This is a genomic window from Paenibacillus ihumii (assembly GCF_001403875.1).
GTDB classification, from domain to species: Bacteria; Bacillota; Bacilli; order Paenibacillales; family Paenibacillaceae; genus Fontibacillus; species Fontibacillus ihumii.
In genome coordinates, this window is record NZ_LN884299.1 from 725,369 (window position 1) to 751,762 (window position 26,394).

The 26,394-nt window shown below is 44.1% G+C and carries 24 protein-coding genes and 1 pseudogene; 2 read left to right on the top strand and 23 right to left on the bottom strand.

Features of this window, described 5'->3' with window-relative positions:
- Nucleotides 1-297: 297 nt before the first annotated feature.
- Complete coding sequence (locus BN2762_RS10990) at nt 298-1,068, bottom strand: bleomycin resistance protein (protein WP_055107045.1); 771 nt, start codon at nt 1,066-1,068, stop codon at nt 298-300.
- 186 nt (nt 1,069-1,254) lie between these two features.
- Between BN2762_RS10990 and BN2762_RS10995 the strand changes: the two genes are divergently transcribed.
- Nucleotides 1,255-1,962 carry a MerR family transcriptional regulator gene (locus tag BN2762_RS10995; protein ID WP_055107046.1) on the top strand — a complete coding sequence of 236 codons (708 nt, stop codon included), beginning with the start codon at nt 1,255-1,257 and terminating at the stop codon, nt 1,960-1,962.
- A gap of 136 nt (nt 1,963-2,098) precedes the next feature.
- On the opposite strand, the gene BN2762_RS11000 is transcribed toward BN2762_RS10995, so the two are convergent.
- Complete coding sequence (locus BN2762_RS11000; protein ID WP_055107047.1) at nt 2,099-3,598, bottom strand: DHA2 family efflux MFS transporter permease subunit; 1,500 nt, start codon at nt 3,596-3,598, stop codon at nt 2,099-2,101.
- 159 nt (nt 3,599-3,757) lie between these two features.
- Between BN2762_RS11000 and BN2762_RS11005 the strand changes: the two genes are divergently transcribed.
- Nucleotides 3,758-4,633 (top strand): TetR/AcrR family transcriptional regulator, encoded by an 876-nt coding sequence (locus BN2762_RS11005; protein WP_055107048.1) that lies wholly within the window; start codon nt 3,758-3,760, stop codon nt 4,631-4,633.
- 524 nt (nt 4,634-5,157) lie between these two features.
- Here BN2762_RS11005 and BN2762_RS11010 read toward each other — a convergent pair.
- From BN2762_RS11010 to BN2762_RS27685, 21 genes and pseudogenes are all read right to left on the bottom strand, one after another.
- The gene (locus BN2762_RS11010) at nt 5,158-5,490 is read right to left on the bottom strand and encodes a hypothetical protein (RefSeq protein ID WP_055107049.1); all 333 of its coding nucleotides are present in this window, start codon (nt 5,488-5,490) and stop codon (nt 5,158-5,160) included.
- Nucleotides 5,490-6,131 carry a hypothetical protein gene (locus tag BN2762_RS27655; protein WP_230202486.1) on the bottom strand — a complete coding sequence of 214 codons (642 nt, stop codon included), beginning with the start codon at nt 6,129-6,131 and terminating at the stop codon, nt 5,490-5,492. Before BN2762_RS27655 ends, BN2762_RS11010 begins: the two co-directional genes overlap by 1 nt.
- Nucleotides 6,132-6,509: 378 nt before the next feature.
- A complete protein-coding gene (locus BN2762_RS11020; RefSeq protein WP_055109923.1) occupies nt 6,510-6,980 on the bottom strand; it encodes a hypothetical protein in 471 nt (156 codons plus the stop codon).
- Nucleotides 6,981-6,999: 19 nt separating this feature from the next.
- Nucleotides 7,000-8,925 carry an EndoU domain-containing protein gene (locus BN2762_RS27660; protein ID WP_230202487.1) on the bottom strand — a complete coding sequence of 642 codons (1,926 nt, stop codon included), beginning with the start codon at nt 8,923-8,925 and terminating at the stop codon, nt 7,000-7,002.
- A gap of 257 nt (nt 8,926-9,182) precedes the next feature.
- Nucleotides 9,183-11,327 (bottom strand): hypothetical protein, encoded by a 2,145-nt coding sequence (locus BN2762_RS11030; protein WP_148499923.1) that lies wholly within the window; start codon nt 11,325-11,327, stop codon nt 9,183-9,185.
- Nucleotides 11,328-11,968: 641 nt separating this feature from the next.
- Entirely contained in the window at nt 11,969-12,940 is a 972-nt protein-coding gene (locus BN2762_RS11035) for a copper amine oxidase N-terminal domain-containing protein (protein ID WP_222861061.1), read from the bottom strand.
- Between the two features lie 699 nt (nt 12,941-13,639).
- Nucleotides 13,640-14,496, bottom strand: a pseudogene (locus BN2762_RS28345) (DUF6544 family protein).
- An 8-nt stretch (nt 14,497-14,504) separates the two neighbouring features.
- Complete coding sequence (locus BN2762_RS11050; protein WP_148499924.1) at nt 14,505-14,876, bottom strand: MarR family winged helix-turn-helix transcriptional regulator; 372 nt, start codon at nt 14,874-14,876, stop codon at nt 14,505-14,507.
- A 973-nt stretch (nt 14,877-15,849) separates the two neighbouring features.
- Nucleotides 15,850-16,326: a hypothetical protein gene (locus tag BN2762_RS11055; RefSeq protein WP_055107055.1), complete on the bottom strand. Its 477-nt coding sequence runs from the start codon at nt 16,324-16,326 to the stop codon at nt 15,850-15,852.
- Between the two features lie 2 nt (nt 16,327-16,328).
- Complete coding sequence (locus BN2762_RS26515; RefSeq protein ID WP_055107056.1) at nt 16,329-18,794, bottom strand: CdiA C-terminal domain-containing protein; 2,466 nt, start codon at nt 18,792-18,794, stop codon at nt 16,329-16,331.
- Nucleotides 18,795-18,999: 205 nt separating this feature from the next.
- Complete coding sequence (locus tag BN2762_RS11065; protein WP_055107057.1) at nt 19,000-19,374, bottom strand: PH domain-containing protein; 375 nt, start codon at nt 19,372-19,374, stop codon at nt 19,000-19,002.
- Between the two features lie 102 nt (nt 19,375-19,476).
- On the bottom strand, nt 19,477-19,689 hold the full coding sequence (locus tag BN2762_RS11070) for a DUF6366 family protein (RefSeq protein WP_055107058.1): 213 nt from the start codon (nt 19,687-19,689) through the stop codon (nt 19,477-19,479).
- A 71-nt stretch (nt 19,690-19,760) separates the two neighbouring features.
- Complete coding sequence (locus tag BN2762_RS11075) at nt 19,761-20,123, bottom strand: hypothetical protein (protein WP_055107059.1); 363 nt, start codon at nt 20,121-20,123, stop codon at nt 19,761-19,763.
- 12 nt (nt 20,124-20,135) lie between these two features.
- Entirely contained in the window at nt 20,136-21,098 is a 963-nt protein-coding gene (locus BN2762_RS11080) for a copper amine oxidase N-terminal domain-containing protein (RefSeq protein ID WP_222861062.1), read from the bottom strand.
- A gap of 571 nt (nt 21,099-21,669) precedes the next feature.
- The gene (locus BN2762_RS27675) at nt 21,670-22,179 is read right to left on the bottom strand and encodes a DUF6544 family protein (protein ID WP_316246789.1); all 510 of its coding nucleotides are present in this window, start codon (nt 22,177-22,179) and stop codon (nt 21,670-21,672) included.
- Nucleotides 22,154-22,348, bottom strand: coding sequence for a DUF6544 family protein (locus tag BN2762_RS28065; RefSeq protein WP_316246790.1), 195 nt, complete (start codon nt 22,346-22,348; stop codon nt 22,154-22,156). Before BN2762_RS28065 ends, BN2762_RS27675 begins: the two co-directional genes overlap by 26 nt.
- Nucleotides 22,349-22,535: 187 nt before the next feature.
- Nucleotides 22,536-22,907 (bottom strand): MarR family winged helix-turn-helix transcriptional regulator, encoded by a 372-nt coding sequence (locus tag BN2762_RS11090; protein ID WP_083484880.1) that lies wholly within the window; start codon nt 22,905-22,907, stop codon nt 22,536-22,538.
- A gap of 207 nt (nt 22,908-23,114) precedes the next feature.
- Nucleotides 23,115-24,467 carry an IS1182 family transposase gene (locus BN2762_RS11095; protein WP_055105499.1) on the bottom strand — a complete coding sequence of 451 codons (1,353 nt, stop codon included), beginning with the start codon at nt 24,465-24,467 and terminating at the stop codon, nt 23,115-23,117.
- A gap of 125 nt (nt 24,468-24,592) precedes the next feature.
- Entirely contained in the window at nt 24,593-24,958 is a 366-nt protein-coding gene (locus BN2762_RS27680) for a hypothetical protein (protein ID WP_083484882.1), read from the bottom strand.
- Nucleotides 24,959-25,406: 448 nt separating this feature from the next.
- Nucleotides 25,407-25,832: an SMI1/KNR4 family protein gene (locus tag BN2762_RS11105; protein ID WP_055107062.1), complete on the bottom strand. Its 426-nt coding sequence runs from the start codon at nt 25,830-25,832 to the stop codon at nt 25,407-25,409.
- A 17-nt stretch (nt 25,833-25,849) separates the two neighbouring features.
- Nucleotides 25,850-26,263, bottom strand: coding sequence for an HNH/ENDO VII family nuclease (locus BN2762_RS27685; RefSeq protein WP_083484884.1), 414 nt, complete (start codon nt 26,261-26,263; stop codon nt 25,850-25,852).
- Nucleotides 26,264-26,394: the final 131 nt, after the last annotated feature.

Consider the following 26,394-nt stretch of genomic DNA (forward strand, 5'->3'; position numbering starts at 1 on the left):
ATCTCCTCCTATCAACATTTCTGAATCTGAACATCATGGACAGCTTGGATATCATGGATATCCTAGCCTCGCTGGGAGGGAGAACATGCGTCCATTCCAATCCAGAGTTCTCCCCTGCTTTCCAACTCCTAGCAAAATTTCTTAACCTACTTCGATATTACAACATTCGTGCAAGTGTCAAGGTTTAAGAAGCGGCTGCTTAATGCAGCGGTGTAATCAGGAACAAAAGCCGTCCACGCTACTTTAAGGTTTTAAATGAAACTTAGCTTGCCCCGGTTGGGGATGATGGCGCTTAAGCTATTCAGGGCGCTCCAGCCTTCGATCTGCCAGCAGCGCTGCTCGCAGCTCCTCCAAGCGCTTGGCCGCCTCCTGCACCAGAAGGTGTTCCTCCGCACACAGACTAATAGAAGACAGGCTAATTTGGCTGACTTTATCCATGAATGACAGCGCGGCTTCATTCTCATCCAGCAAATGCGCAATATCCGCCCGCAATATTACGGCTCTGTATCTAAGGGGAAGCGGCGCCTCTTCCATTCTTGGCAGCACCAGGTCCAGAACCTTGGCAGCATGCGCAGGATCATCCTTGGCATAGGCCAATTTGTACGCCGTTTCAAATGCATTTCTAAATTTTGAAGCATGCACGGTGACCTCAGGCTCAGCCTTGGATTGGGGCGCAGCATGCTTTGTTCCAATGAGAATGCGATTTCCCGATGGATCGACGAGATTAAACCTGCGGTCCTCCGCAAGGCTATTCGGCTTCGTTATTTTCGGATAGCCTCTAACCGGAATGCGGTTCGTGTTTCTTTTTAACGATTCGCACAAGGTCTCATACACGGCATCCACATCAGCCACATGGACGTAACACATACTGTAATTCTTCGCAGGATCCAATTCTTTAAGCACAAAAAAATGCAATTCGGCTATCAGATGACGCACGCAAGCATATTGGTTCGGCCTTGCCTGCGTATACGTCATTTCAAAGCCTAACGATTGGTAGAAGTCAAGCTGTTCATTTAAGGACCTGCAGGGCAGGATCGGGATGATCTTTCCAGGCATTTGCTCCGTCATTTCAAACAACCTCCTATCGCTAAATCTAACTCGATATTACAACATTCGTGCAAGTGTGAAGGTTTTGGTTTATGATGCATTTATGATGTTTTGTAGGATAAACCATCAAGGCCGCAAACAAGATCATAAGCCGTCACGTTACTCTAAAGTTTTAATTCAATCTTTTGCGTATAGGGAGCTGGCTGTATGAAACTTAGACCCATTGAAATCGCGAGAAAATTAGATGTCGGCACGAGTGCGTTGCGGCATTACGAGGCTTGGGGGATTGTTCCGCCTCCTCAGCGGGGAGCCAACGGCTATCGCATCTATACGGAGGAACATGAGGCTTATTTTAAGTGTATCCGGGCGATGTATCCGGGATTTGGCATGGCCTTGGTTCGGAAGGTGATGCCGATGCTTCAGCAGAAGAAATTTACGGAAGCTTTGTGGGAGATCAACCGGGTGCAAGCCGAGCTGTACCAGAAGAAGCAGCAGGCCCTGCAGGCATTGGAGATTCTGAAGCCGGATCAAATGGAAAGCTTCCTCGCCAGCCGGAAGAAGCAGGGGTATACCATCGGGGAAGTCGCGGAGGAAATAGGTGTGCCTGCTACCACGTTACGGCATTGGGAGAAGGAAGGCTTGATTGCTCCTGACCGCGATCCCGAGAGCGGTTATCGACGATACCATCGCGACGACATTCGCCGGCTATTAATTATTAGAACCGTACAGTCCTCCGTTTACCTGCTGGAGAAGGTTCGCGAGATCATGGAGAAAATCAATCAGCAAAGCCTGTCCGAGGTTCGAAGAATTACGATGGATTCATTGGCTTATATGGATGTGCAAATCGAACAGCAGCTTCGCGGCGCGCATTATCTCTATGAGCTCATTGAGCTGCTCAAACAGGACAGCGGATAGTAGTATCCCAGCCCCGCATTATTGCCAAAGTTTGTGGGAATAATTCTATAAGTTTGTAAAAAAAATTGAAGCCCCGGTCCTAAGACTGGGGCTTCGAGCTTGGATTGGATAAACCAATGTTATTCAATTACTTCATTTATTTCGTCGCGCTAGGCTCAGGCTCGCTCTCAAGCTTGGCTAGAGCCGCCTTGCTTACGTCTACGCGCTTGACGAACAGCGTCAGAATCAGCGCGACCACAGTAGTCGCGGCCGCAATGACGAAGGAAAATTGAATCCCTTCAAGGAGAGCGGCTTGGCCGATTTGCGCCTTCACCTGATCCGTAATCGTAGTTGGATCCAGAGCCGCGATTTGACTGGCGGCGCTTGATTTCGTTCTAGAGTTCATGATCGAGACGAAGATCGCGGTACCTATCGCGCCAGCGACCTGCTGAATCGTATTGTTGGCAGCCGTACCATGCGGATTCAGACGCGTAGGCAGCTGATTCAAGCCATTGGTCATAATCGGCATCATGACCATAGATATTCCGAACATACGCAGGGAATACAAGGAAATGATATGGCTGTAGGTCGTCTCCAGATTGAATTTCGACATCATATACGTAGTAACCGCGGTAATAGCCAGACCGACAAAGCCAAGAATACGAGGCCCGAACTTATCGAAGAGCTTGCCCGTGATCGGGGACATAATCCCCATGACGATCGCGCCGGGAAGCATCATCAAGCCGGAATCCAGCGGCGTAATGCCGCGGACATTCTGCACGTAGGCAGGCGTCAGGATCATCCCCGAGAACAGGGCCGCCGCGTTAACGGCTGAAATGATCGAAGCCATCGAATACATCGGATATTTATAAATGCCCAGGTTCAGAAGCGGAATCTCCAGACGCAATTGGCGAATAACGAACAATACAACTCCAATGGCACCGGCAGCAATGCAGGTAATGACGACAGGATCGTCCCAGCCCGCGCTGCTGGCATCACTAAAGCCATACAACAATCCGCCGAAGCCGATTGTGCTCAGCACGACGGACAGGTAGTCCAGCTTGGTTGGCTTGGTCGGCATGACACTGCGGAACTTCCAAATGGCCAGCAGCAGCGCGATAACCGCAAACGGCAGAATCATCTCAAACAGCAGGCGCCAGTTATGATATTCCACGATATAACCGGACAGCGTCGGTCCGATCGCCGGAGCCACGATCATAACCAGACCGAATACCCCCATGGCTGCACCGCGTTTCTCACGCGGGAAGCTAATTAGCATAATATTCATCAGCAGGGGAGACATCACGGAGGAGCCTGCAGCCTGGATCATCCGGCCGGCGATCAGCCAGCCGAAGTTGGGAGAAATCGCAGCGATCAAGGTTCCTACGGTAAAAATAGATAAGGCCGTAATAAACAAGGTGCGATTCGTAAACTTCATCAGCAGGAAGGCCGATACGGGAATCAGGATCCCGCTGACCAGCATATAACCGGTGGACAACCATTGAACAGCGGAATAATCGATGTGGAAGTCCGCCATAATTGTCGGCAGAGCGACATTAAGTAATGAATTATTCAAGAAGGCAACAAAGGTTGCAAAAAATAACAAGCCAAGCATTAAGTAGGGCGGCTTTTCTAACTGTTTGACAGTGCTGCTCATACAGAAGTTTCTCCTATCTCTATTTAAAATTTAAGTCACTTGATGATTTTATATCATCGGTACAATAAAATCAAGTTTTTGTACCCTGGGTATAATTCGCATTGTTTTTCTCGAGGATCGTAGATATACTTGTTGATATCAAGTAGTACGGAGGAACTCATGAATCAACGAAAAATCCAAGTGGTGAACCATGCCTTTGCCTTATTTATTGAGAAAGGGATCATGCCCACCTCTATTCAAGATATTATTGAACGCGCAGGCATCTCCAAGGGGACGTTCTACAATTACTTCTCTTCCAAGAACGAATGCGTCAGTGCCGTGCTGGAGCAAATTCGCTATGAAGCGCATATGAAAAGAAGCGAGCTGCAGATTGGCAAGGACCCTGGCGATATCGAGGTCTTGATCGAGCAAATATCAATGATTGCACAGAGCAGCCAGAAATACGGCTTGACCGCCCTGTTCGAAGAAATTCTGCATTCTCGTGATAAAGAGATGAAGCAGTACGTGATGCGCTACCGCATCTTCGAGATCGGATGGCTCGCGGATCGCCTGGTCGACGTCTACGGCGAGAAGCTGCGCCGATGCGCCTTTGAGGCGGCTGTCATTTTCATGGGAATCCAGCAGCATCTGCTGTTTACGGCCAAATCGATCAACCAATCCAATATCGAGCCCAAAGACGTGGCCCGCACGATATTGCTGCACTACATGAGCTATATCATCGAATGCCTGGTGGAGAAGAACACCTCCGTTATCGACGATGAGAAGTTACATGTCATGAAAAGCTTGCTGACACAGGAGGAGGTCAAGCAGGAGGAGATCCTTCAGGCCTTGGACGATTCCTCCTGCCAGGTGAGATTCACGAAGACACAGGCGGAACTGACCGAAGCGCTTCGTTATGAGATCGAGCAGCAGCCCCTGCGCGAATCGGTGGTCAACGCCCTCCTTAAGCCCTATGTCGAGGCCTTCAAGGGCTCGGACGGCTACGACCAGGCTAAAGATATTATGACCATGATCTGGAGATATATGAAGCAATAGATTAAGCCAGGGTCTAATGACGAATCCAAAAGTCATATAGCTTAAATTGAGTTGGCCAGAGCGTAAATTAAATAAACTGACACCGGTGCTCGACCGGTGTCAGTTTTATTGCTGAACAAAGATTGACTTGCTGCTCTGAATAAATTGTTTTTTTTGAGCAGGAATAAAAAAAGTTCTGCAACAACCAAACGACAGCTATAGCTGCCGACGGTAGTTGAATAAAACAGGTCAATCATGGTGGTATCTGACTCAATAATACTGGCGCGGCAGTCCGTCTTTCTGATCTGCTACCGTATCCAAAAACTTTACACATCTAACAACTTCTGAACCTGTTCTCTAGCCTGAAAATAGATACGCCCTGATTACTGTAACACTTTCGCCTGTTCACATTTTGCCATTCGTTTCCTCCTCCTTGATTTTTGGATGCAAAAAAAGCTCATTCCTACTCATAATTCAAGAGGAAAGAGCTTTAAATAGTTTATCAAGTGTTTGGTTTGTTGATGTTGTTGGAATTGTCAGAAAGACTACCCAATAAAAATTACTAATCCATCTCGATGATTAAAAGCTATCGGCACTTCTGTCTCAATCAATTCAATTCTTTCAATAATCTTTATCCTCTTTTCCTCAGGTAAATTTTCATTCGCCCACTCTTTTATCTTTGATAATTCTTCTAAAACAAATGGAAAATCTTCTTCAACTAAATCAATGCCAACAGAAAATACTTTAGTCCATTTTAACCCTAATTCTTCAATTGCTGGCTCCCAACATTCTTGAAAGAAAGACTCAGCAGCCACAGGAATGAAAAACTTCTCTTCAAATTCATCCTTTGCCTCTAAAACCATAGCACAAATTGACATTATTTTTCCCCTCCAAACCATACCTCAAAAGTGTAATCAGGAAATTCTTTTCTTAATTGTTCCAAGCTGTTCTCTACAGCTTGTCTTAATTCAGGAGTATCTCCATCTAATCTGAAAACGAACTTCCGAATACCTTTAATTTGATCTAATGAAGGTACGTCTGGAATCCCATTTTTAGTAGCTCGTGTAGCTGTAGCTTCTGCAATATTATTAATTCTTTTTCTTGTTTTATCCAATATTTGCTTATCCGTAAATTGCTGAGGTGTTTGAGCAGGTAATCCAGTTTTAGGATTGATGATATCAAGCCCCTTCGCTGCCTTATCCTCATAGAAAATACCATTTTTCAAGTCAATCTCATCTAATTCGCCGATCGGTTTTCCAGTGTGATCAACAATTTCAACTTCTTTTATTGGCCCAGCCTTTGGCGTCCTCTCAAGCCTACCCCCAGATCCCCCCATATCAGGACCGTCATGCTTTTGCAGGTTTCTTGAAAAATCCTTAGGCACAATCATCTGGTGCCCCGTATCCGTTCTTAAAATGGTAAAAGGCAGCAGATCCATAAAGGATTTCTGAGCCTCAAGTAACTTATTAATGTCCTTTGCTTTGTCGGCGGCCTTTACCGTTTTTTGCAGGCCGTCCATCACTTTAACCGCTTTTCCGGCCTTCGTTAGCGTAACTCCCGGGATTAGATACGAAGCTGCCGATCCTAACATCTGAGCTCTTTATTTTACAAATTCTATGTGGATCGAATTCTATTTTATTCGGCACTCCTATTAAAAATAGTACCTTAGAAGATAGAAAATCCTCTAAGGTTTAATCCTATCTCCTCTACTATTACCTGTACATTGATTTCGTCCTCCTTTGATTTTGGGAAAAGAAAAAAAGCTCATTCCTACTCATGGTTAAAGTTGGAAGGAGCTTTTGAAAGTTTATCAAGTGTTTGTTAATTGTTTAGTGTTCATTTATTGGTTGTATTGTACGATCTTATTGTTAAGGTTGTAAATGGCTTTACACACAAGCTATTTTATAGATTCATTCTCTATACTCTTAACTTCTAACATTTTTTGTTCAATCCAATTCATAACCATTTCTGCCTCCTCTAAAGCAATCACTCTCCTCTCGCTTTTATATTTATACGTTTCGTAAGCCCATAGTAATATAATTTTCACAAATTCAATTGTCTCTAATTTACAGATCGGTTCAATTTCATCTTCTTCCTCATCATAAAATGGATCTTCTATTATTGTGTAGTCCCTATAAGAAATAACGCTGGATGCATTTCCTCCATGTCTATATTCGGGCATATTTCCCCTTAATAAATCAACATAATTCTCAATATCCTTTTTCAAATCTTTAAATCTCCAAGGTATATCAGATCCTAAGGGATCACTTATCATACTGGCGAACTCTAGTGATTTTTCCTCGTCAAAATCCAATACAACCATATTAAATTCATCCATATATTTCAATTTATATTTATATTTTATCATCATTGAAATACCCCCCAATTCAGTATATTGGGTATGCTGAGATTATCTTATCATTTCTTAAAATAAACTCTATTTCCATTCCCGTACTTGTTTTCCCTATATATTTATTGTTTATTATATTTACTTTATTATTAAAAGCTTCATTTACTGAATCTATTACCTGTTGTGGTGTCCATTCCTTTGGAAAAAATGTAGATTTAGGTCCTTTTAGTACTCCATTAATTTCAACATTGGCTTGATAGACACCAAACTCATTAGGTGGGTCAACATTCCCGACAATTTTACCGTTACTATTTGGCATCCCTTCATAATGAAAACCATTGGCATTCCCATTTTTGAGTATTTCACCATCAAAAATATGGCTCAATCCATTTTCTTTAGTTCCTTGTTTAAAGTTTTCTGTGTTTTGTAGACTCCCGAGCAATCTCTCTTTATCTACAACAGGTTTACCAGCTTGTCCCGTCCCCTCAAGCCTACCCCCAGATCCCCCTACATCAGGACTTTCATGCTTTTGCAGGTTTCTTGAAAAATCCTTAGGCACAATCATCTGGTGCCCCGTATCCGTCCTTAATATGGTAAAAGGCAGCAGATCCATAAAAGACCTCTGGGCCTCAAGTAACTTATTGATGTCCTTTGCTTTGTCGGCAGCCTTTGCCGTTTTTTGCAGGCCGTCCATCACTTTAACCGCTTTTCCGGCCTTCGTTAGCGTAACTCCCGGGATTAGATACGAAGCTGCCGATCCTAACATCTGAGCTCTTTCCTCAGGTGTTCCCTCGTTGAAGTTCTTGTACATGGTCTTGGCGGCTTCTACTAACACTTCAGGGTTCTTGGCCAAGTAAGCGACGCTTTTGACGACTCCCTCTACCGTATTCTCAGGGTCTACCACCAGCTTGAAGACAAACTCTGCCGTGCCTACCACGCCCATTACAGTCTCTTCCACTAACGCAAAAACAAACTCGTAGGCAACCCGGTCGGCCATGACGACCTTCTTACGCCATTCGGTCATGCCATAGGTGTCTTCCAACCATACATAGTATTCTAATGGCCCGTTTGCATTGGGCTTGTTGGGATCGTAGACCTTCTCCATAAAATAATTAAAGGTCGTCTCATTCTCCTTGTTATCCGGTGTGATCGGTGTTCCATCCGGCAGCTCCATCGGCGGGCCATGCAGCCGGCGATACTCCTCGACCTGTCTTTCGAATTCCCGGATCGCCTCCGCCCTCTTCACCGCCAGTTCAATCTCATTATAATTTAACTTGGCCCAATGACGATACTTCTCATTGACCAGCCCAGCAGCAATCACAAAGCGGAGTTCATCCTGATCCGGCATCTCGGAGCCATCAGTCAGCAGCGGATTGAATTCCAAAGCCGAGATCGGGGAGCCTGTAAATTGCGCTCTCAAATCTGTGCCTACAAAGTAGCGCTCATCTATACCCAGCTGCTTCAGAAGGGAACGCTGCAGTTCAGCATGCTGCTTTGCCCCCTCCATATAAGCGGTATTTCCATACTTCTCATAAATGTTATAAGCAACCTGGCTCCGGGCAATTTCAGAGATTGCATGTGCAATCTCACTCAGTTGATCTCGCGCCCAGCTTTTCTCTTCCACACTGCCGTGATTCATAATATGCAGTAACGAAGCAATACGCGGGTCTTCTTCAAATGGCTTGAGCTGCTGGCTTAACGACGCTTCCTTTATAGTAAGCAGCATTTCCTTCAATCGATCTATAAGAGAGAGGGGGTTGTTTAGAAAACCGCCCACCCCTCCTTTTGCCTGCTGCAACCCGCTCTGTGCCCAGCGACTCAGCAGGCCTGCCTTATTCCAGATGAATTTCCGGGCCACTCCGGTCAAGCTTCGGGATTGCTTCTCGGATGCATGATATTGCCCGGCAGCCCAACGCAGCGTCGATGCCTTGGCGTCCATTTGGCCTCTAATCGACTCCATCATCCTGCGAATCTCCCCAAGCGCTCGCTCCAGTTCGGCTGCGGAGGACTGGACATCATAGCTTTCCCGGTAAGCGGATCTGACAGAGCTCACCAACTGGGACAGCTCTCCGTACAGTCTAATAACATCATTCTCCAGTACCTGGTTTAAACGCTTCATCCCCTGTTCTAGGCCGAGAATGCGGTCGGGGTCTACCTTCAGCTGCATGCTTCACCTCCGAGTAGTTTGCCATGCTTCCATTATTCGAATTTGGGCGTTTTTCAGTTATTCAAATCATCAAACATCGAGCCCGCCACGGTTACCTTAATGGAATCTATGTCATCAACCCCTTGTAATTGCTTGAGATCCTTGTAAGCATGATTCCCTTGCGTCATATCGACCGTGTCAAACCAGGCCTTCACGTAGTAAGTCCCATTTGGCATGCTTGCATGGGTGTACAGCGGTGTATTGCCCGGGTTAACAACGATGGTAATAGTAGAGGTTTCCGTAATCTTGTACATATGCTGTCCGGCTTTCACGTATTCACGGTAGGCGTAGTTCGTGTTGCTTCCCGCAGTATACGATTCGCTGTAGCCTTCAAGCACCATCTTCCAGAACGGGTGCGAGTCGCCGCCGCGCTTGTCCGTGTGCTTGATTTCTTCTACTTTTTTCTTGTAACGGGATGGATCCTTACTTCGATCCAGCACGCTGATCAGTGGGGTCGAGTCCACCGACTTGTTGTTTTTCAGGGATATAGTTCCGGGCTTCCGCTCGAACCCGCCGCCTTTTTCTTTAAGCTCCTCGTTTCTGATGTTAACAGCAACCTTCTGATTGTTAATGAACATCAGGTCGGTCTCATACCGGAAGGAATTCATAAGTCCGTTCACCAGATCTTTATGATCGTCCGTCATGTCCTTCGGCTGCTTATCTTTGAATACCTCCGTTTTAACGGTAAACGTGTAGCTGCCCGCAGGGTTGAAGTAGTATCCCGACTTGATCGGATAATCGTACTTCTGAAGCTCCTTATCGGTGGCGAATACCGCCTTGTCGAAGAGCTTCTTGTTGTTATTTCGCTTAGCAGCGGCATTTCTGGCTTGGGCATATTCATTGCTCATGGAGCTTTCAATATTCCATTTCACGCTTCCGCTGGCTTGTTGAATGAACGTCCTTTTATACTGACCAGGCACTTGTGTCCAATCATCTTTCTTCCCGCTCTCATCCTGATGGTGCATCCAGCGAATGACGTCGTAGTGATAGGGTTCATTCTCCCAAAATAGCTTCTTGGCAAGAGAATCCGTATGATTCTCTTCAATTTCGTTACGATACTCACGCTTTGGAACATCCTTCATTCCGTTGTAGACGTACATATCATAGACCTTCGTAATGGTATCCGATGTAAAATCGGCCGTTGCGGTTCCTTCCCGGGTTTCCGATTTAGTCTCACACGTTCTATCTTCGCCTTCACCGGAGCATACCTGCCAGGAGTGCGTGTATTTGTACTTTCTGCTTATGGAGCCTTCATAGTGAATCTGGCCTGTCTTGGAAAGCGGGATTCCGGGTTTGTCCAAATTGAGCCATCGCTCCCCTAGCGGATTATCCCCGTAATCCTCTCTTTTGATCGTATAAGTGACCACCGGCGTGCGGTATACAATCGTACTGTTTATGTTGACATCCGGATTATTATGAACCTTGAAGTCCCTCAGTAATTCCGGTGACTGGTTGATTACGTTAAGTCTACCTACTGCATTCTCATTCTCTGCCCACCTCGCATCGGGCAAATCAGGCAATTCCAATTTTGCGGAACTGCTCGGAAGGTCAAGCTTGACCTTCTTCGTTAGCATGTCATAAGGCAGCTGCTGCGGGATGCTCAATTTAATATCTGAGCTGATCACGTTGTTATCCAGTATCACCTCTTCAGGCTGCTTACCGTCCTCATTAATCTTGAACTGAATCCGTACATCGCTTTCCGGCATCGTAAAAGAGACGTTCAGACGTCTTTTCTCGGTTTTGGAAATTCCGATGGATCCTGATTCAGCGGCCACCCCGCCTCCGTATGTCAGTTGATTTTCCGCCACCGTCAGAGGGAGCCCATCGCTTTTGCGGGTAACACTCCACGAAAACTTGGCGGTTTCCCGCTTAGGGAACGTAGACCTTAGCCATACAGAAACATAGACTTCATCTCCAGCCATAGCCTCGGACGGCAGGTCCACAAACTCTGCAGAGATATCACTAGGCTCAGTCTCTATAAATGCAGCGATCGGCACGTCCATATATGTACCCTTGGTTAAGTACACTCTCCCAGATCCCTGGGAGAGATACGTTGGCGGCTGGATCACGTGCACGTATTTAATCCAGCCTCCTTTGGGGGCGGTGCCCCTGTCGTAAACCTTGCTGTCTTCGTACTTTTTATTCTGATTGTTGTACATGAGGTTCTCGCCGTAAAGCTGATTAGCGTATTCTTCATTCAGCGCCTCGATGATTTTGCTTTCGAAGGTTGTATCTGGTAGGTATTCTAGTAGTTTGTCGGGGAGTTCACGATTAAAGTTATTGGGAAAATCGTTGAATGTTTCATTTACATCCCTTGATCTCCAAGGGTACGGAATCAATGAAAAATTCTGAATCTTGGTACCGCTCCAGCCCGCGTCCCATGGGAAGCCATCTGTTGATACTGGGTCACCAAAGACATTATAACCTGAGTATCTTTGCATGGTTTTTCCCTTGTGTGTAATCGTGGTGCCATGACTTGTGCCATATACAATGTCGAAACCTTTAAATTCCTTAGGCTTTCTAATTGCCTCATCAATTTGTTGCTGCACTAATGTTGTATTAAACGTTCTCCCCTTTGATTTTTGTGGATAGAAGTTTTTCTCCCCATATAATTCTTCCATATCCTGATTAGCTCGTTTCAATACCTCTTCAGGAGTAAGTGTCTTTAAATACTCCTCTAAAGTTAACTTAGTCTCGGTTTCATCTTCTGGTTCAGCGAATATACTGACTTGCGGTACAAGACCGCAGATGAATACAGCCAGAAATAAAGAAGCTATAAGTTTCCTCATTCAACTTTCACCTACTTATACCGAACTGATACAATTATATCGTCCCAGTAGCTTGACACTACTACAATTCTATATGTATCATCACTGAATTCCTTTGACTCTAGCTCATCTTCCCTTTTGGTTTTTTGTTTCACATATTTTATGGTACTATCTACTGTTTTTGAGTCAATCTTTTGGAGTAAGATTTCCTCCAGATCTTTGACCTGTTGATTATAATCCTCATTTCCCCTGCTAAATTTGACTTGGGGTTTTATAATGATAATTTCTTTCCCGTCCCCTTTTTCAAAGTGACCATTTACAGCTAATCCAGATTTGTAGGAGCCATAGTAACTAAACCCTTCAGTCTCTTTCTTTTCAGTCTCCCCCTCTATACTTCTCGAGGCTTTCCATTCGTCCCAAGGATCTTTGGGGGTGGTCGTTCCTTTTGAGGTTTCAGGTTGCTCCGCTGCAAGTCCTGTCAGAATCTCCACGCTATATAGGTCTGGATGCCACGTTACCTTGGCACCAAGTGCCTCGCTGACAAAACGCAAGGGGACAAAAGCTCTGTTCTGTTTTTCCTGGGCAACCGTGTCCATTTGTTTGGTTTGACCATTTACGGTGAACGCCTTTTTTCCTAGAGTTAGGACAATTGTGTCTTCCCCCATTTGTACAGTGACTTGCTTACTATGGCTGCTCCAGCGAACTTCAGCTCCAAGCGCTTCACTTACAAATCTGACAGGCACCTGGACCCGGTTGCTCTTATCCATGAACGGCTTCGCATCCGGAAAAGATATCAAGTTCCCATTGACCTCTACAACAATTGACCCCTTCGCCGCCGAAGACCATGCGGGTGCGATTGTCAGAGCTAGTACCATAGTCAGGAGCAATACCCCTAGCTTCTTAATTCTCTTGTAATTCATTATTTTATCTCCCTTTTTATGTATTAGTAGAAGGCGTTCCCTATCTCCTTCTATCTGGAAGTTTACTAGATTGAACCATTTCATACAATAACTATGAGTCCATTGTCGCACCTTATATAGTCTCATTGAATTATCAAACCACTTCTATATACCTAGTCAAACTCGCCCTTTCCCTAAAATCTTTTGAGCCTATGGGTTATCTGATTACTCTCCCGAGCTATTGCGAGCCCCGTCAGCTGGCAGAACCCATTTCACGTCCAGCTCTATAATTACTCCTTCAATTTCTCTATCCGACAGGGCTGTCGCGGTAAAGACCTATACAAAAAGAAAATCCCCGCATAACTGCGGGGGCTAGATTAGCCACACAACGGCTAACTGTATGTTCTTATGAATCCCGTTTAAATTATTGAAGATACTCCAAATAGAGATCCTTCATACCTTGGACGCTTCCTCCTGCCAGGTTAGATTCACGAAGACGCAGCCGGATCTGATATGCAGCGCTTCGCTATGAGATCGAGCAGCGGCCCCTGTACGAATCGGTGGTTAACGCCCTCCTCAAGCTCTATGTCGAGGGCTTTAAGGGCTCGGGCCGTTACGACCAGGCTAAAGATATTATGACCATGATCTGTAGATATATGAAACTTTAGATTATGATAATTCTTTCGCAGAGACAGAAGCCCCTGCTCTCCTATGAGCACAGGGGCTTGCTTTTTTTGAATGTCGAACACCATCTCTAAGCCATACGAACTGAAATTCGTCAAAAATAACCTCAATAGCTAAGTATCATCCCAAAGGATAAAGCTCTATCGTAAAATTGTTCCCATCAAAATAAACGAGGTCGCCGTGATCGTAATTCCATACGACTTGCAAATGAGTCGGCTGCTTGATTCCATCGATCGTCTTGTAATCCTTAAATAAAACTGACCAGGCCACCTGTTGAACAGTGCCATCAGCAGATATGGCCGACCTGTCCTCCGTCATGAAGGTTAGCGGCTGCCCGCTATCGCTGAAGGTAAATATCCCTCTGGCCGATAGGCCTTTATAGGTAATCGTCGCTTTGGCCTGTGCAGCATCCACGGCTTCCCAGGTGATGTAGTCCTGCAAGGCTGCATTAGGCATAACCAGGGACTCTGAGAGGAACGTAACCAGACAAGCTTGGTTCATAGCCTCTCCTGTCTGTTGGAATAGGGGGATGATTTTGCCGAGGATTCCCTTCATGCTGCCATGACCAGCAACATACGAATCAAACCCTTCGAACGGGATGCCGTACATAGACGTATCAATATAAGCAACCTTACAGGCTCGTGAACGAAATTGTACTGCGTGTAATCGATTCGGATCGGCGGCTTATCCGGCGACAGGATGAAATCTACGTCTTTAAACGTAGCTTTCATGTAGGACATTTTCGGAGTGCCGATATATCCGCTGTATTCGAAATATCGTCTGACAGGCCCCGGTAATTCCTTGATATCGTCCAACGTAAAAATATCATCCGAAGCTGAGCTAGCTGGGGGGGCAGTAAACTTGATCTGCTCTGTAACGCTCTTCGCGAATTTCGTTCTAGTGGCGGAATAAGGCAAGTTAAAAAAGACAACGATCCCTGCTGCTATAACCGCGAGCGTCACTATGATCATCCACATGAATCTTTTTACCCCCTCTCCTTCTCATCCATCGCATTCTCCATTCTATGCACATTGTCAGCCAGTTTGATTATTCCTTCGTACAGCCCGTCCGTCAGCTTGTGATCGAATGTGTCGAATAAACTAGACATGAATGCTTCCTCCTTGCCGCTTCTGTTCTGAAAATAAGCGATACATTTCGGGGTGAGGTGAATTCGGACGATTCTCGCATCCCTCTCGTCCTTCTTTAGCGCCACGAAGCCCTGCTTCTCTAGCAGGGAGGCCATTTTCTTCACATTTTGCCGGGGGTTCCCGGTCACCTTGGCCACTTCGCTGATAGTTGGAGCCGGCTGTTCAAGCTTCGAGATCACAGCGATGAACAGCCACTGCTTCAGCGTCATATTCTCATCCAGCTTGTCGCCTAACGCCTGCAGCCGGTTCGCCAGAAATCTTAATACGGTACACGGGTTATATATGTTATTGGTTGAATGTTGGGTACAACGTTCTCAATGATGCAATCTTATTAATTTCATATTGATAATTACATTTTCCTTTAAAATAAGTCTCCATGCATTGAAAAAACTCATCTGCACCGTTTAATAATGTTTCAATTAATTCATTTTGGGGAAGTACATCTTTTAGATGGTTATTAGAATCTAGTTCGTACAGTACTGTATTTCCAGATAATGATTTTAAACTTAGTTTTACTGGTTGGTCAGGAAAGTACGTTTCCCATACCCAGTATTCAGCATGTCATCTAGAACATTTAGAATGTATGCCCATAATTGATCAACTAAATCCCATAGAGTAGCGTCAAGTAGTGTCGTTCAAAATACTTTAATGTATTGCTCCACTCAAATAATCAAAATCTAGTGAATTTTCGAGATTCAACATCGCATGAGTGTTATTAATCTGAACCAAATAATCTTGGAAATTAGATTGCAAAAGTGATAAGTCGTTAATTTTTCCGTCTGGTAAATTGACAAAGGTATTTACATAAAACAATTTGCTCACCTACTATTCAGGATAAATTGACCAACTCTGCCTTTGTTAAAATCAACTTTATAATCAGGCCCCACAACAACCTTTACTTTACCTCTCCCCCTGGATGATAGAACACAGACCTACCGCCATTTTTCCATATTGCTAGCAGAGCCTAATGTACACTTTCGTCCATCCATCTCCAAGGATCTTTCCAACTTCATCAGCAGAGTTACCCGTCCCCTAAGTTTTAGAAATAGAGAAGGAGCCATCCCTGTTTGTTGAACCTTTAGGGAAGCCCCTTTCAATTAAACGAACGTTACACAAATTATTCGCAGATCCATAGATTACATACTCGCTTAAAATTTATTTCTGATGCATCAATATTTCTCATTAGATATTGGACAAATTCTTTTCAATATAGGGATGACATAATAAATCTATTAGTTTTTTCGTTAGATATTTTTTTTGATATTGATCCAAGTCATTATTAATTATTAAAATATCACCACTTTTTCTAAATAATTGATCAGTACCATTTTCCAAAAAGAACATATCTCCTTTAATTTCCCTCATAAGTATACCAATAGCTTTAAATAAAACTTCCAGTCCTTCATAAAATGTTTTTCCATACAGTTGTATCCTCAACTCTGTATCAATATCCATTCCATAGTCTTCTCTTAAAAAGTCAATACCAGAAATATCATTTGTTTCAATTGATATAGAAAAAAATATACAACTAATCCCTGAGTATCCATTGTATTTATATTCTGTTACCTGATCGCCCAAGATATCACTAACTATTCTAGATAAAATTTTCTTCATTTCTATATGATCTAAGTTTGAAATTAAGTACAATGCACAATCCATACCTAGCGTCCTCCATAAACCCTAATAATTTTCTCATCCTTAACAATTATTAATTCCGATAGATTTTTCAAGTCACCATTTGGATTAGCTTTTCTTATAATTGTTTCGATAATTTCATCAACCTTTTCAGTAGAAAACCCATCCAAATTCAAAATGATTCTTTGGGCTTGTTCTTTAGTTTTGTTCTTTATTTCATTTATTATGTTTCGAACATTGGCATTTGGTTTTGGAGCGTAACAATCAAAGACTTTGTTTTCAATTAAAAAGTCTGGATTTTTATTTGGTGTGACTCCAAAACCGTTTCCACCATCAATCTCATCTAACATTCGAACTTCGTATCCTTGATTAGCTAGAGTATTAGCAGTTTCATTTTGCTTAGTAATTCCGTATGCATCACCATCTGCATAATTACCATATGGCTTTGATCCTTTAGGCAAAGATGGTTCTGTTAATCCACTGTTCCTTCTTGCATAATAAGCATCTTCTAATAGTTCTGTGTATTCTTTTTGAGTAAGACCTTGTCTTTTCGATGCTTCATCCCAATATTTTTGATATCTTAACGCTTCTTCTGGATCCATCTCATCAATCCAACTTGGGATTTTAGAACCACCTTCACCTGTCCCCTCAACGGGACCCATCCTCCCGCCACTCGATCCCGAATCAGGCTTGGGTTTGGAGAACTGCGGCTCCGTCCTCGGCACGTCCATATTCCGAATAGGGATTGCAGGGCCATAAGGGGTGGCAAGCTGCCCCCGCGTTTGCGCCGCTTCCTTCACGGTCTTCAAGAGTTCCTTCACGGTCTTGCTTGAGAATTTAGCTCCTGATTTAGCCGCCTCATATACGAGAATTACCATAGAGAACACCTTCGTCGCGGCTCGTCCATATCTCACGCTCTCTTCATAGGTCGCTTCTCCGGAAAGAATCTTCGACTGCAGCTCGGAGATATCCTGGAAAGGAACAACGAACTCCTCCGACGCTGCATCGCCGAGCAGCTTCTTAATATCATCGATCGTAAGCTCGCCGGCTGCAATCGCTTCACCTATAGCGTAATACCCTGGCACCGTATCTGTCCAGAATCCCAAGCTCGCCGGATTGGAATTGATAGCGAAGTCGGCCAAATCCTTCGTGTCCTCATACAATTGACTGACGATACCGTCCCCTACGCCTACGATCGTTGTGGCTGTTGTCAACCCGCTGGTGTTCAGGTTCGGATTGTTGCGTAAGCCATAGTCACTTTCAGCGAATGCTAATTCAAGCAGCCCCTTCGTGATCTTCCCATCTACTTCGAATATCTCTAATCCAAAATTATCACGCTTAACCGCCGCCATAGAGCTCGCCGTGTTCGCGATGTGCTGGTAGCCTGCTACGGCGATCAGGAATTCCTGGTTATATTCGCCCGTAATCTCCCCTTGGTAGATGTTCATGTCCTTTAAATACTGCTGCATGTTCCGGATATCCTCCGCAGGAATCGCCCGATTATACTCATCCAGCAGCGCCTGCATTTCCCTGCGCCGTTCAGCAGCCTGGCGAACAGCAGCTTCAACAGAATCATACTTCAGTCTTGCCCACTCCCGGTAGAGAGGATTGATCATGCCAGCCGCGATAATCATGCGCAGCTCACTCTCCTTAGGCATCGCGGATAGATCCTGCTTCAGCGGATTATATTCGCAGGCACCCAGCGGAGAGCCTTTATAGAACACGGCCAAGCTGACCCCAGACTTATACCATTCCTCTGCGACGCCGAGCTTCGCTAGCCGTTCCCTTTGCTGCTGGGCGGACCGATGCGCATATCCCATGTACAGCTCATTGTTGTAAATCACATATATTTTATAGGCCGCTTGGTTGCGGGCAATTTCCTTAAAGCTTGAGGCGATCGCCTCGAGCTCCTTACGCGCCCACGCCTGCTCCTCCGCCGTCCCGGTGTCTAAAATTTGCAGAAGCGAGGCGATCCGTTCGTCCTCCTTCACCGGATCTAGGCGCTGTACCAAAGAGGCATCCTGAAGCTCCAGCAAGCTTCCCTTAATCCATTGCAGCAGCGATGGCCTTGAACCAGCGGTCGAAGCCCCGCCGCCTGGATCAGCGACATTCTGCCTCCCCTTCTCCAAGAAGCGCTGAAACCAGCTCTGAATCGTTCCCTTAAGCGTAAACGTCGTCGATTTCCTCACGCCGATCGCCCTAGCCGAGTCCTTCTCTGCCTTTATGTATTCATTTTCCGCAAAACGTAAAGCCTGAACCTTCTTCCTCATCTGCTCGTCAATATGCTCCGCCAGCCTTCCGATTTCCAGCAGCACACTTCTGGCCTCGCGCGCCGCGGATCGCACATTATACTCGGACGGATCAGAATAATCCGATTCCACATCGCTAATGAGCCGGTTTAGTTCCCTGGACATTCCCGTAATTCCATTCTCCATCGTACGCTCTAAACGCTCCAGGTCGCGTGCCAAGCCCCCGATTCTGCCGGGATCCACTTTATTCCAAACAGCTCCAACCCCATTTCAGGAAAATACTGTTGTGTGACATTTTACCAAAATACCTACTTTTGAGGAATATATCGGAATACCCATGACAAACAAAAAAGACACCATAAAAAGTGTCTTTCATCCTATCTCTATTAAATTTTCCAACTTTAGGCCTGAAACTATCCATAGTAAGGGAATAAGAATCTCGTACAAATCACTTTGTTAACAGCGCATTAGCAATCAGCATATCGAACCGGCGGATATCGACGCCCTTCTGCAGCTTCACCTTAATATGGCCCGCACGCGTCCACAGTTCCACCTCTGCGTTCATATCCAGAAATCCTCCGGCATTCTCTGTAGACCACATATCGATTGAAGAATAAGGCAGAGAGTAAATCTCCACCTTCTTGCCCGAGAATCCCTGCGCATCCCTGACAATTAATCGCTTGTTGGTAAAAATAGCGCTGTCCCGAAACGTTTTGTAGGCAGCAACGGCTTCTTCGCCAGGAACGAGCAAGCTACTTACATCCGGTGGAATCGGGCACTCGGATACCAAGGTCCACTCGAGTATATGACGTGTCTCAGCCATGAATTTAACCCCCTAATGATATCGCTTACTATTCATTAAGAGTAACACAAGACCCAAGCAACCGGAACGCCTTGCGCGAATGTATATTTACCCCTGCCATCGTTAAAACCATAGTTTGTAAACGATATATCCTACTATTAATAATAAAATTAATGCTCCGAGTCCCTTCCAGCCCAAACCGCCAGTTAAATCCGCAAAACTTCCATATCCAGCCCGGTCTACCCCATCACCAAAAGCACCAGAAGGGTTATTCTTCAGCTCCGCTTGCCTCAGACGTTCTCTTAGCTCTCCAGGCGTTTCCTTTCGAGAATCCATTTGATCACCTCCGGATCTTTACTATTTACGCACTAGTTATATTCCATTGTAGATAACAATTCTATAAATGCCTACAAATGTTGCATAAATTTTCCCTTGTGTGTAATCGTGGTGCCATGACTTGTGCCATATACAATGTCGAAACCTTTAAATTCCTTAGGCTTTCTAATTGCCTTATCAATTTGTTGCTGGAGTAGCGAAGTATTTAACTGTCTCCCGTGTGCCTTTTTAGGATAAAAATCCTTTAACCCGTACAACTCTTCCATATCCTGATTAGCTCTTTGTAACACCTTTTCAGGAGTAAGGGTCTTTAAATACTCCTCGAGAGTCACCTTAACTTCGGTTACTTCTTCTGACTCAGCTGATATATTGACTTGTGATATAAGGCCGCTGATAAGTACAGCCAGCAAAAATACAGCAATTTTCCTTCTCATAGAAAACCCCACCTACTTATATCTGATCGATACAATGATATTATCCCAATACTTAGATTCCACTTGAATTCTGTAAGTCTTGTCGTTGAATTTCTTCGCTTCTAAGATGTCATCCCGTTTCGTCTTTTGTTTTACATATTTCATAATATTGTCCACTGTTTCGGTCTCAATTTGTTGGCGCAGAAGCTCATCTAAATCTTTGACCTGCTGATTATAATCCACATCATCTACGTCAAAATTGATACTAGGTTGTAGGAACAGGTCTTTCTCTCCTGTAGCTTCGCCACTTACAGTTAACCCAGATTTATATAACCCGTAGTAGCTGAATCCCCCTGTAGATTTCTTTTCAGTCTTCCCTTCTACACTTCTCGAAGCCTTCCATTCTTCCCAAGGATCTTTGGGGGGTGTCTTGCCTTTTGAGGTTTCAGGTTGCTCCGCTGCAAGCCCAGTCAGGATCTCCACGCTATATAGGTCTGGATGCCACGTTACCTTGGCACCAAGTGCCTCGCTGACAAATCGCAAAGGGACAAAAGCTCTGTTCTGTTTTTCCTGAGCAACCGTGTCCATTTGTTTAGTTTGACCATTTACGGTAAACGCCTTTTTTCCTAGAGTTAGGACAATTGTGTCTTCCCCCATTTGTACAGTGACTTGCTTACTATGGCTGCTCCAGCGAACTTCAGCTCCAAGCGCTTCACTTACAAATCTGACAGGCACCTGGACCCGGTTGCTCTTATCCATGAACGGCTTCGCATCCGGGAAAGATATCAAGTTCCCATTGACCTCTACAACGATTGACCCCTTCGCCGCCGAAGACCATGCGGGTGCGATTGTCAGAGCTAGTACCATGGTCAGGAGCAATACCCCTAGCTTCTTAATTCTCTTGTAATTCATCATTTTATCTCCTTTTTTATGTATTAGTAGAAGGCGTTCTCTATCTCCTTCTATCTGGAAGTTTACTAGATTGAACCATTTCATACAATAACTATGAGTCGATTGTCGCACCTTATATAGTCTCATTGAATTATCAAACCGCTCCTATATACCTAGTCAAACTCGCCCTTTCCCTAAAATCTTTTGAGCCTATGGGTTATCTGATTACTCTCCCGAGCTATTGCGAGCCCCGTTAGCTGGCAGAACCCATTTCACGTCCAGCTCTATAATTACTCCTTCAATTTCTCTATCCGACAGGGCTGTCGCGGTTAAGACCCATACAAAAAGAAAATCCCCACATCACTGCGGGGGCTAGATTAGCAAACAACTGCAGCGCTTCGCTATGAGATCGAGCAGCGGCCCCTGTACGAATCAGTGGTCAACGCCCTTCTCTAGCTCTATGTCGAGGCCTTTAAGAGCTCGGATGGCTACGATCAGGCTAAGGATATTATGACCATGATCTGTAGGTATATGAAACTTTAGATTAGGACATTCTTTCGCATAGAGCGAAGCCCCCACTCTCCTATGAGAACAGGGGCTTGCTTTTTAAATGTCGAACATCATATCTAAGCCATACGAACTGAAACCCGTCAAAAATAACCTCACTAGCTAAGTATCAACCCAAAGGATAAAGCTCTATCGTAAAATTGTTCCCATTAAAATAAACGAGGTCGCCGTGATCGTAATTCCATACGACTTGCAGATGAGTCGGCTGCTTGATTCCATCGATCGTCTTGTAATCCTTAAATAAAACCGACCAGGCCACCTGTTGAACAGTTCCATCAGCAGATATGGCCGACCTGTCCTCCGTCGTAAAGGCTAGCAGCTGCCCGCTGTCGCTGAAGGTAAATATCCCGTTGGCCGATAGGCCGTTATAGGTAATCGTCGCTTTGGCCTGCGTAGCATCTATGGCTTCCCAGGTGATGTAGTCCTGTAAGGCTGCATTAGGCATAACCAGGGACTCTGAGAGGAACGTAACCAGACAAGCTTGGTTCATAGCCTCTCCTGTCTGTTGGAATAGGGGGATGATTTTGCCGAGGATTCCCTTCATGCTGCCATGACCAGCAACATACGAAATCAAACCCTTCGAACGGGATGCCTTACATAGATGTATCAATGTAAGCAAGCCTAACAGGCTCGCGGACGAAATTGTACTGCGTGTAATCGATTCGGATCGGCGCCTTATCCGGCGACAGGATGAAATCTACGTCTTTAAACGTAGCTTTCATGTAGGACATCTTCGGAGTGCCGAGATGTCCGCTGTATTCGAAATATCGTCTGACAGGCTCCGGCAATTCCTGAATATCATCCGGCGTAAACCTATCCTCCGAAGCTGAGCAGCTGGGGGGGCAGTAAACTTGATCTGCTCTGTAACGCTCTTCGCGAATTTCGTTCTAGTGGCGGAATAAGGCAAGTTAAAAAAGACAACGATCCCTGCTGCTATAACCGCGAGCGTTACTATGATCATCCACATGAATCTTTTTACCCCCTCTCCTTCTCATCTAGCGCATTCTCCATTCTATTCACATTGTCAGCCAGCTTCATTATTCCTTCGTACAGCCCGTCCGTCAGCTTGTGATCGAATGTGTCGAATAAGCTAGACATGAATGCTTCCTCCTTGCCGCTTCTGTTCTGAAAATAAGCGATACATTTCGGGGTGAGGTGAATTCGGACGATTCTCGCATCCCTCTCGTCCTTCTTTAGCGTCACGAAGCCCTGTTTCTCTAGCAGGGAGGCCATTTTCTTCACATTTTGCCGGGAGTTCCCGGTCACCTTGGCCACTTCGCTGATAGTTGGAGCCGGCTGTTCAAGCTTCGAGATCACAGCGATGAACAGCCACTGCTTCAGCGTCATATTCTCATCCAGCTTGTCGCCTAACGCCTGCAGCCGGTTCGCCAGAAATCTTAATACGGTACACCGGTTATATATGTTATTGGTTGAATGTTGGGTACAACGTTCTCAATGATGCAATCTTATTAATTTCATATTGAATCAATTTCATAATGCTTAGTTACAAAATCGTAGACTAACCGAATTAAAGCATTTCCATTTTAAAAAAAACTATGCGGCTCGTTCTTGTAACTGACGGCTTAAACGATCACACGCTAACTTCATGCAATTGTAAACTAAAGTAACCAAGTTTAAATGAACCTTAGCTTTTTGACCTGTTCGATGTCTCACATTGTTCAGTTGGAAAAATTCTTTCAAGTAAGCATTCACTCTTTCCACTGCAGATCGTCTCTTAGCAATTTCTTTCCACTGCTTTGAGCCTCTGGCCGGAGCGGTATATTTTCTAAGATCCGTTGTAATCTTCATTTTATAGACCTTCTGGCAAAGTGAATCATGCGCTAATGGACAGCTTGCACATTCTTTCGGTCGAACATATTTGAGTATTTCATAGGTTGGATCGTAGCTGTCATAGCGATAAGAATGTTCCCTGACACAAGTGGGTGCGAAGTATTCGTCAAATCCAACAAGTTCTGGTTCCCGCCGACGATTATAAGCAATAACAGCATGTGCATCTGCTTCTCGAATTTGCTTGTATATGGCTTCATAATCATATCCAGCATCCATGGTTACGTACTTGATATTGAAATTCGGATGCTGTAATGCCATCCCTTTTAGGAGCGGAATGGCAGCTTTACCATCATTCAAGCTCCCAGAAGATAGCATTGCTCCAAGGATATATTGACTCTGCGATCCTACGGCAAGGTGACCTTTATAGCCATACCAAAAGACATTTTTGCCATCGCTATTCTTCTTGACTCCCCATTGCGGATCAAGAGGCATTTGATCTCGTAAAATGTTGAACGGCTCATGTAATTGGGCAGCGATTTCTTTCTCGAAGATTGGTTTTTGCTCCTCTTCTTCTTGTTTTTGTTTCAACCAAGCTTCGCGTTCAGCTTTCGCTTTTCGCCCACGCTTTTTGGGTTCTGGCTTTTCCTTTTCTTGCTTTGCAGGCGCCTGATCTCGAGCTTCGATATGGGTAGCATCAATAGCAACCGTATCGTCTGTAATAAATCCTTCGGCCATGGCATGTTCTAGTAGCTGCTGTTGCATCTCTTCTAGCGCATGGCTTTCGCTTATCTTACGCATTAATCGGGAGTAAGAAGAAGCCGATGGGATCGATTCTGACAGCATAAAGCCACAATCCAAGCGAAATAAGATGTCATGTTGAAGTCTCTTTATTAAATCTTTGATCGTAGGAATACGTTCTACGATTCGGATGATCAAGGAATAGACCATTGCCCTATAATTCACTTCAATGGGCGCACCATAAAGAGATGTTTTTCTGACCAAACGTAGAATAGGTGCAATGTCAATCGTAGAAAAAACCTCACGAAAACGATCTTTTTGTTCCATTTCATAAAGTTCTTGCAGGGTAAATAAACTCTCGTGTCGAATATATGGCATAGGGAGTTCACCTCGTCTCATTAGTTTGGTTTGGTCACTATACTAATTCGAGATTTGGGGAGGTACTCCTTTTTCTATGCCTTAAAAACCAGTCGTGGCAAGGCTTTTGATTTATGAAATTGATTCTATTGATAATTACATTTTCCTTTAAAATAAGTCTCCATGCATTGAAAAAACTCATCTGCACCGTTTAATAATGTTTCAATTAATTCATTTTGGGGAAGTGCAACTTTTAGATGGTTATTAGACTCTAGTTCGAACAGTACTGTATTTCCAGATAACGATTTTAAACTTAGTTTTACAGGTTGGTCAGGAAAGTACGTTTCCCCATACCCAGTATTCAACATGTCATCTAGAACATTTAGAATGTATGCCCATAATTGATCAACTAAATCCCATAGAGTAGCATCAAGTAGTGTCTGTTCAAAATACTTTAATGTGATTGCTCCATTCAAATAATCAAAATCTAGTGAATTTTCGAGATTCAACATCGCATGAGTGTTATTAATCTGAACAAAATAATCTTAGAAATTAGATTGCAAAAGGGATAAGTCGTTAATTTTTGTGTCTGGTAAATTGACAAAGGTATTTACATAAAACAATTTGCTAACTTAGCATATTCCTTAACTGAATAATTCATCGATGATTGCTCCCTTCGAGATGTTTTACCTTATAGGTTAGACACTCTACAGGCAAGAATCACACCAGACATACAGAAGCATAGAGCGTTTTTGAATCTTGAATTTGTCACATCGGAGAAATCCATGAATAACAAGGCAACTCTGAATTGTAAGGGTAGTACCCGAATGCATTCGATTAGATTACCGCATCTCGTCACACTAATCGACTAAGTTTAATTCAATTAAGTAAATTTGCTTGGCTTTATTATCTATCGCCTACTTCATAGACGGTGCGTAGTGTGAAATTAGTTAGTAAAAACTACAAGTTGTCAATTCCTTCTTGAAACATATCAAGTAAATAATCTTCAAATGTATCATAACGAACAGAGGGCTCTTTCCCACCCCTATCCCAACTAAACACCCTATCATCATTAAAATCAGCAGAAAACATACAACGAACAAACTCTCCTGAATCCTCAATTACAATTAGCTTTAAATCCAATCCTAATTTTCTCCATCTTTCAGTAGCTTTTACGACAGACGCCCCAAGATTCCCTTGAACTCCTAAGACCTCCATCCCACAAATTCCACCTGAACCATAATTTTTTATAAATTCTCGATAACTTTGAGGAAATCCTAAACCAAGCATTTCTTCAGCATTACGAACATCCTCATCGGATACTTTTCCGAAAAAGTCCTTTTCTTGACCATACTCTTCGATCATATTTAATAATTGTTCATTCATGGTATCCCTCCTCTTAACTACTCCTCATTAGCACGCATCTTCCAGTAATTACTTCTGAAGTTATTATACTGTTTTTCAAGTAATGGATCATTTCTAAAGCTATTTCCGTCCTCTATCAAGCCATGTAATTCACTACTATATTTATCATGAGTTATTTCAGCGATTTCAACCATACCTCCAGGCTCTTTTTGGATTAGATGGTGAAGCTCTACTTTACTCTCCTCACCATCTTTAACAACATAAGGCGATTTTCCTTTCGCCATTAGTTCCTTATTAGTTAATCCACCTGCAGCAGGATCTTTTGGTACGTAATTTTTATCAATTTCGATTTGGTATACTCTTCTCGAAACATCAACATCTTTCCCTACGACTTTAACAGAACCCTTTACTTCTACTGCAGTATATTTATCATGTAACCAGTCCAGTTCGATTTTTTCAGAAGATAGTTTTGTGGCTTTTAGTCTAGTATTAACTGTCCCAGATACTACACCTTCACCCGTCCCCTATGTGGTAAAGCTAAATCCCGCTAAAGGAATGGTGGCAGTCGAACTTTCCAACTACC

What these genes read in the sequence shown, in the direction of transcription:
- BN2762_RS10990 (WP_055107045.1), bottom strand. Translation starts at nt 1,068, where the DNA reads ATGACGGAGCAAATGCCTGGAAAGATCATCCCGATCCTGCCCTGCAGG.
- BN2762_RS10995 (WP_055107046.1), top strand. Translation starts at nt 1,255, where the DNA reads ATGAAACTTAGACCCATTGAAATCGCGAGAAAATTAGATGTCGGCACG.
- BN2762_RS11000 (WP_055107047.1), bottom strand. Translation starts at nt 3,598, where the DNA reads ATGAGCAGCACTGTCAAACAGTTAGAAAAGCCGCCCTACTTAATGCTT.
- BN2762_RS11005 (WP_055107048.1), top strand. Translation starts at nt 3,758, where the DNA reads ATGAATCAACGAAAAATCCAAGTGGTGAACCATGCCTTTGCCTTATTT.
- BN2762_RS11010 (WP_055107049.1), bottom strand. Translation starts at nt 5,490, where the DNA reads ATGTCAATTTGTGCTATGGTTTTAGAGGCAAAGGATGAATTTGAAGAG.
- BN2762_RS27655 (WP_230202486.1), bottom strand. Translation starts at nt 6,131, where the DNA reads ATGGACGGCCTGCAAAAAACGGTAAAGGCCGCCGACAAAGCAAAGGAC.
- BN2762_RS11020 (WP_055109923.1), bottom strand. Translation starts at nt 6,980, where the DNA reads ATGATAAAATATAAATATAAATTGAAATATATGGATGAATTTAATATG.
- BN2762_RS27660 (WP_230202487.1), bottom strand. Translation starts at nt 8,925, where the DNA reads ATGATGGAGTCGATTAGAGGCCAAATGGACGCCAAGGCATCGACGCTG.
- BN2762_RS11030 (WP_148499923.1), bottom strand. Translation starts at nt 11,327, where the DNA reads ATGTACAACAATCAGAATAAAAAGTACGAAGACAGCAAGGTTTACGAC.
- BN2762_RS11035 (WP_222861061.1), bottom strand. Translation starts at nt 12,940, where the DNA reads ATGAAATGGTTCAATCTAGTAAACTTCCAGATAGAAGGAGATAGGGAA.
- BN2762_RS11050 (WP_148499924.1), bottom strand. Translation starts at nt 14,876, where the DNA reads ATGACGCTGAAGCAGTGGCTGTTCATCGCTGTGATCTCGAAGCTTGAA.
- BN2762_RS11055 (WP_055107055.1), bottom strand. Translation starts at nt 16,326, where the DNA reads ATGGATTGTGCATTGTACTTAATTTCAAACTTAGATCATATAGAAATG.
- BN2762_RS11065 (WP_055107057.1), bottom strand. Translation starts at nt 19,374, where the DNA reads ATGGCTGAGACACGTCATATACTCGAGTGGACCTTGGTATCCGAGTGC.
- BN2762_RS11070 (WP_055107058.1), bottom strand. Translation starts at nt 19,689, where the DNA reads ATGGATTCTCGAAAGGAAACGCCTGGAGAGCTAAGAGAACGTCTGAGG.
- BN2762_RS11075 (WP_055107059.1), bottom strand. Translation starts at nt 20,123, where the DNA reads ATGAGAAGGAAAATTGCTGTATTTTTGCTGGCTGTACTTATCAGCGGC.
- BN2762_RS11080 (WP_222861062.1), bottom strand. Translation starts at nt 21,098, where the DNA reads ATGAAATGGTTCAATCTAGTAAACTTCCAGATAGAAGGAGATAGAGAA.
- BN2762_RS11090 (WP_083484880.1), bottom strand. Translation starts at nt 22,907, where the DNA reads ATGACGCTGAAGCAGTGGCTGTTCATCGCTGTGATCTCGAAGCTTGAA.
- BN2762_RS11095 (WP_055105499.1), bottom strand. Translation starts at nt 24,467, where the DNA reads ATGCCATATATTCGACACGAGAGTTTATTTACCCTGCAAGAACTTTAT.
- BN2762_RS27680 (WP_083484882.1), bottom strand. Translation starts at nt 24,958, where the DNA reads ATGTTGAATCTCGAAAATTCACTAGATTTTGATTATTTGAATGGAGCA.
- BN2762_RS11105 (WP_055107062.1), bottom strand. Translation starts at nt 25,832, where the DNA reads ATGAATGAACAATTATTAAATATGATCGAAGAGTATGGTCAAGAAAAG.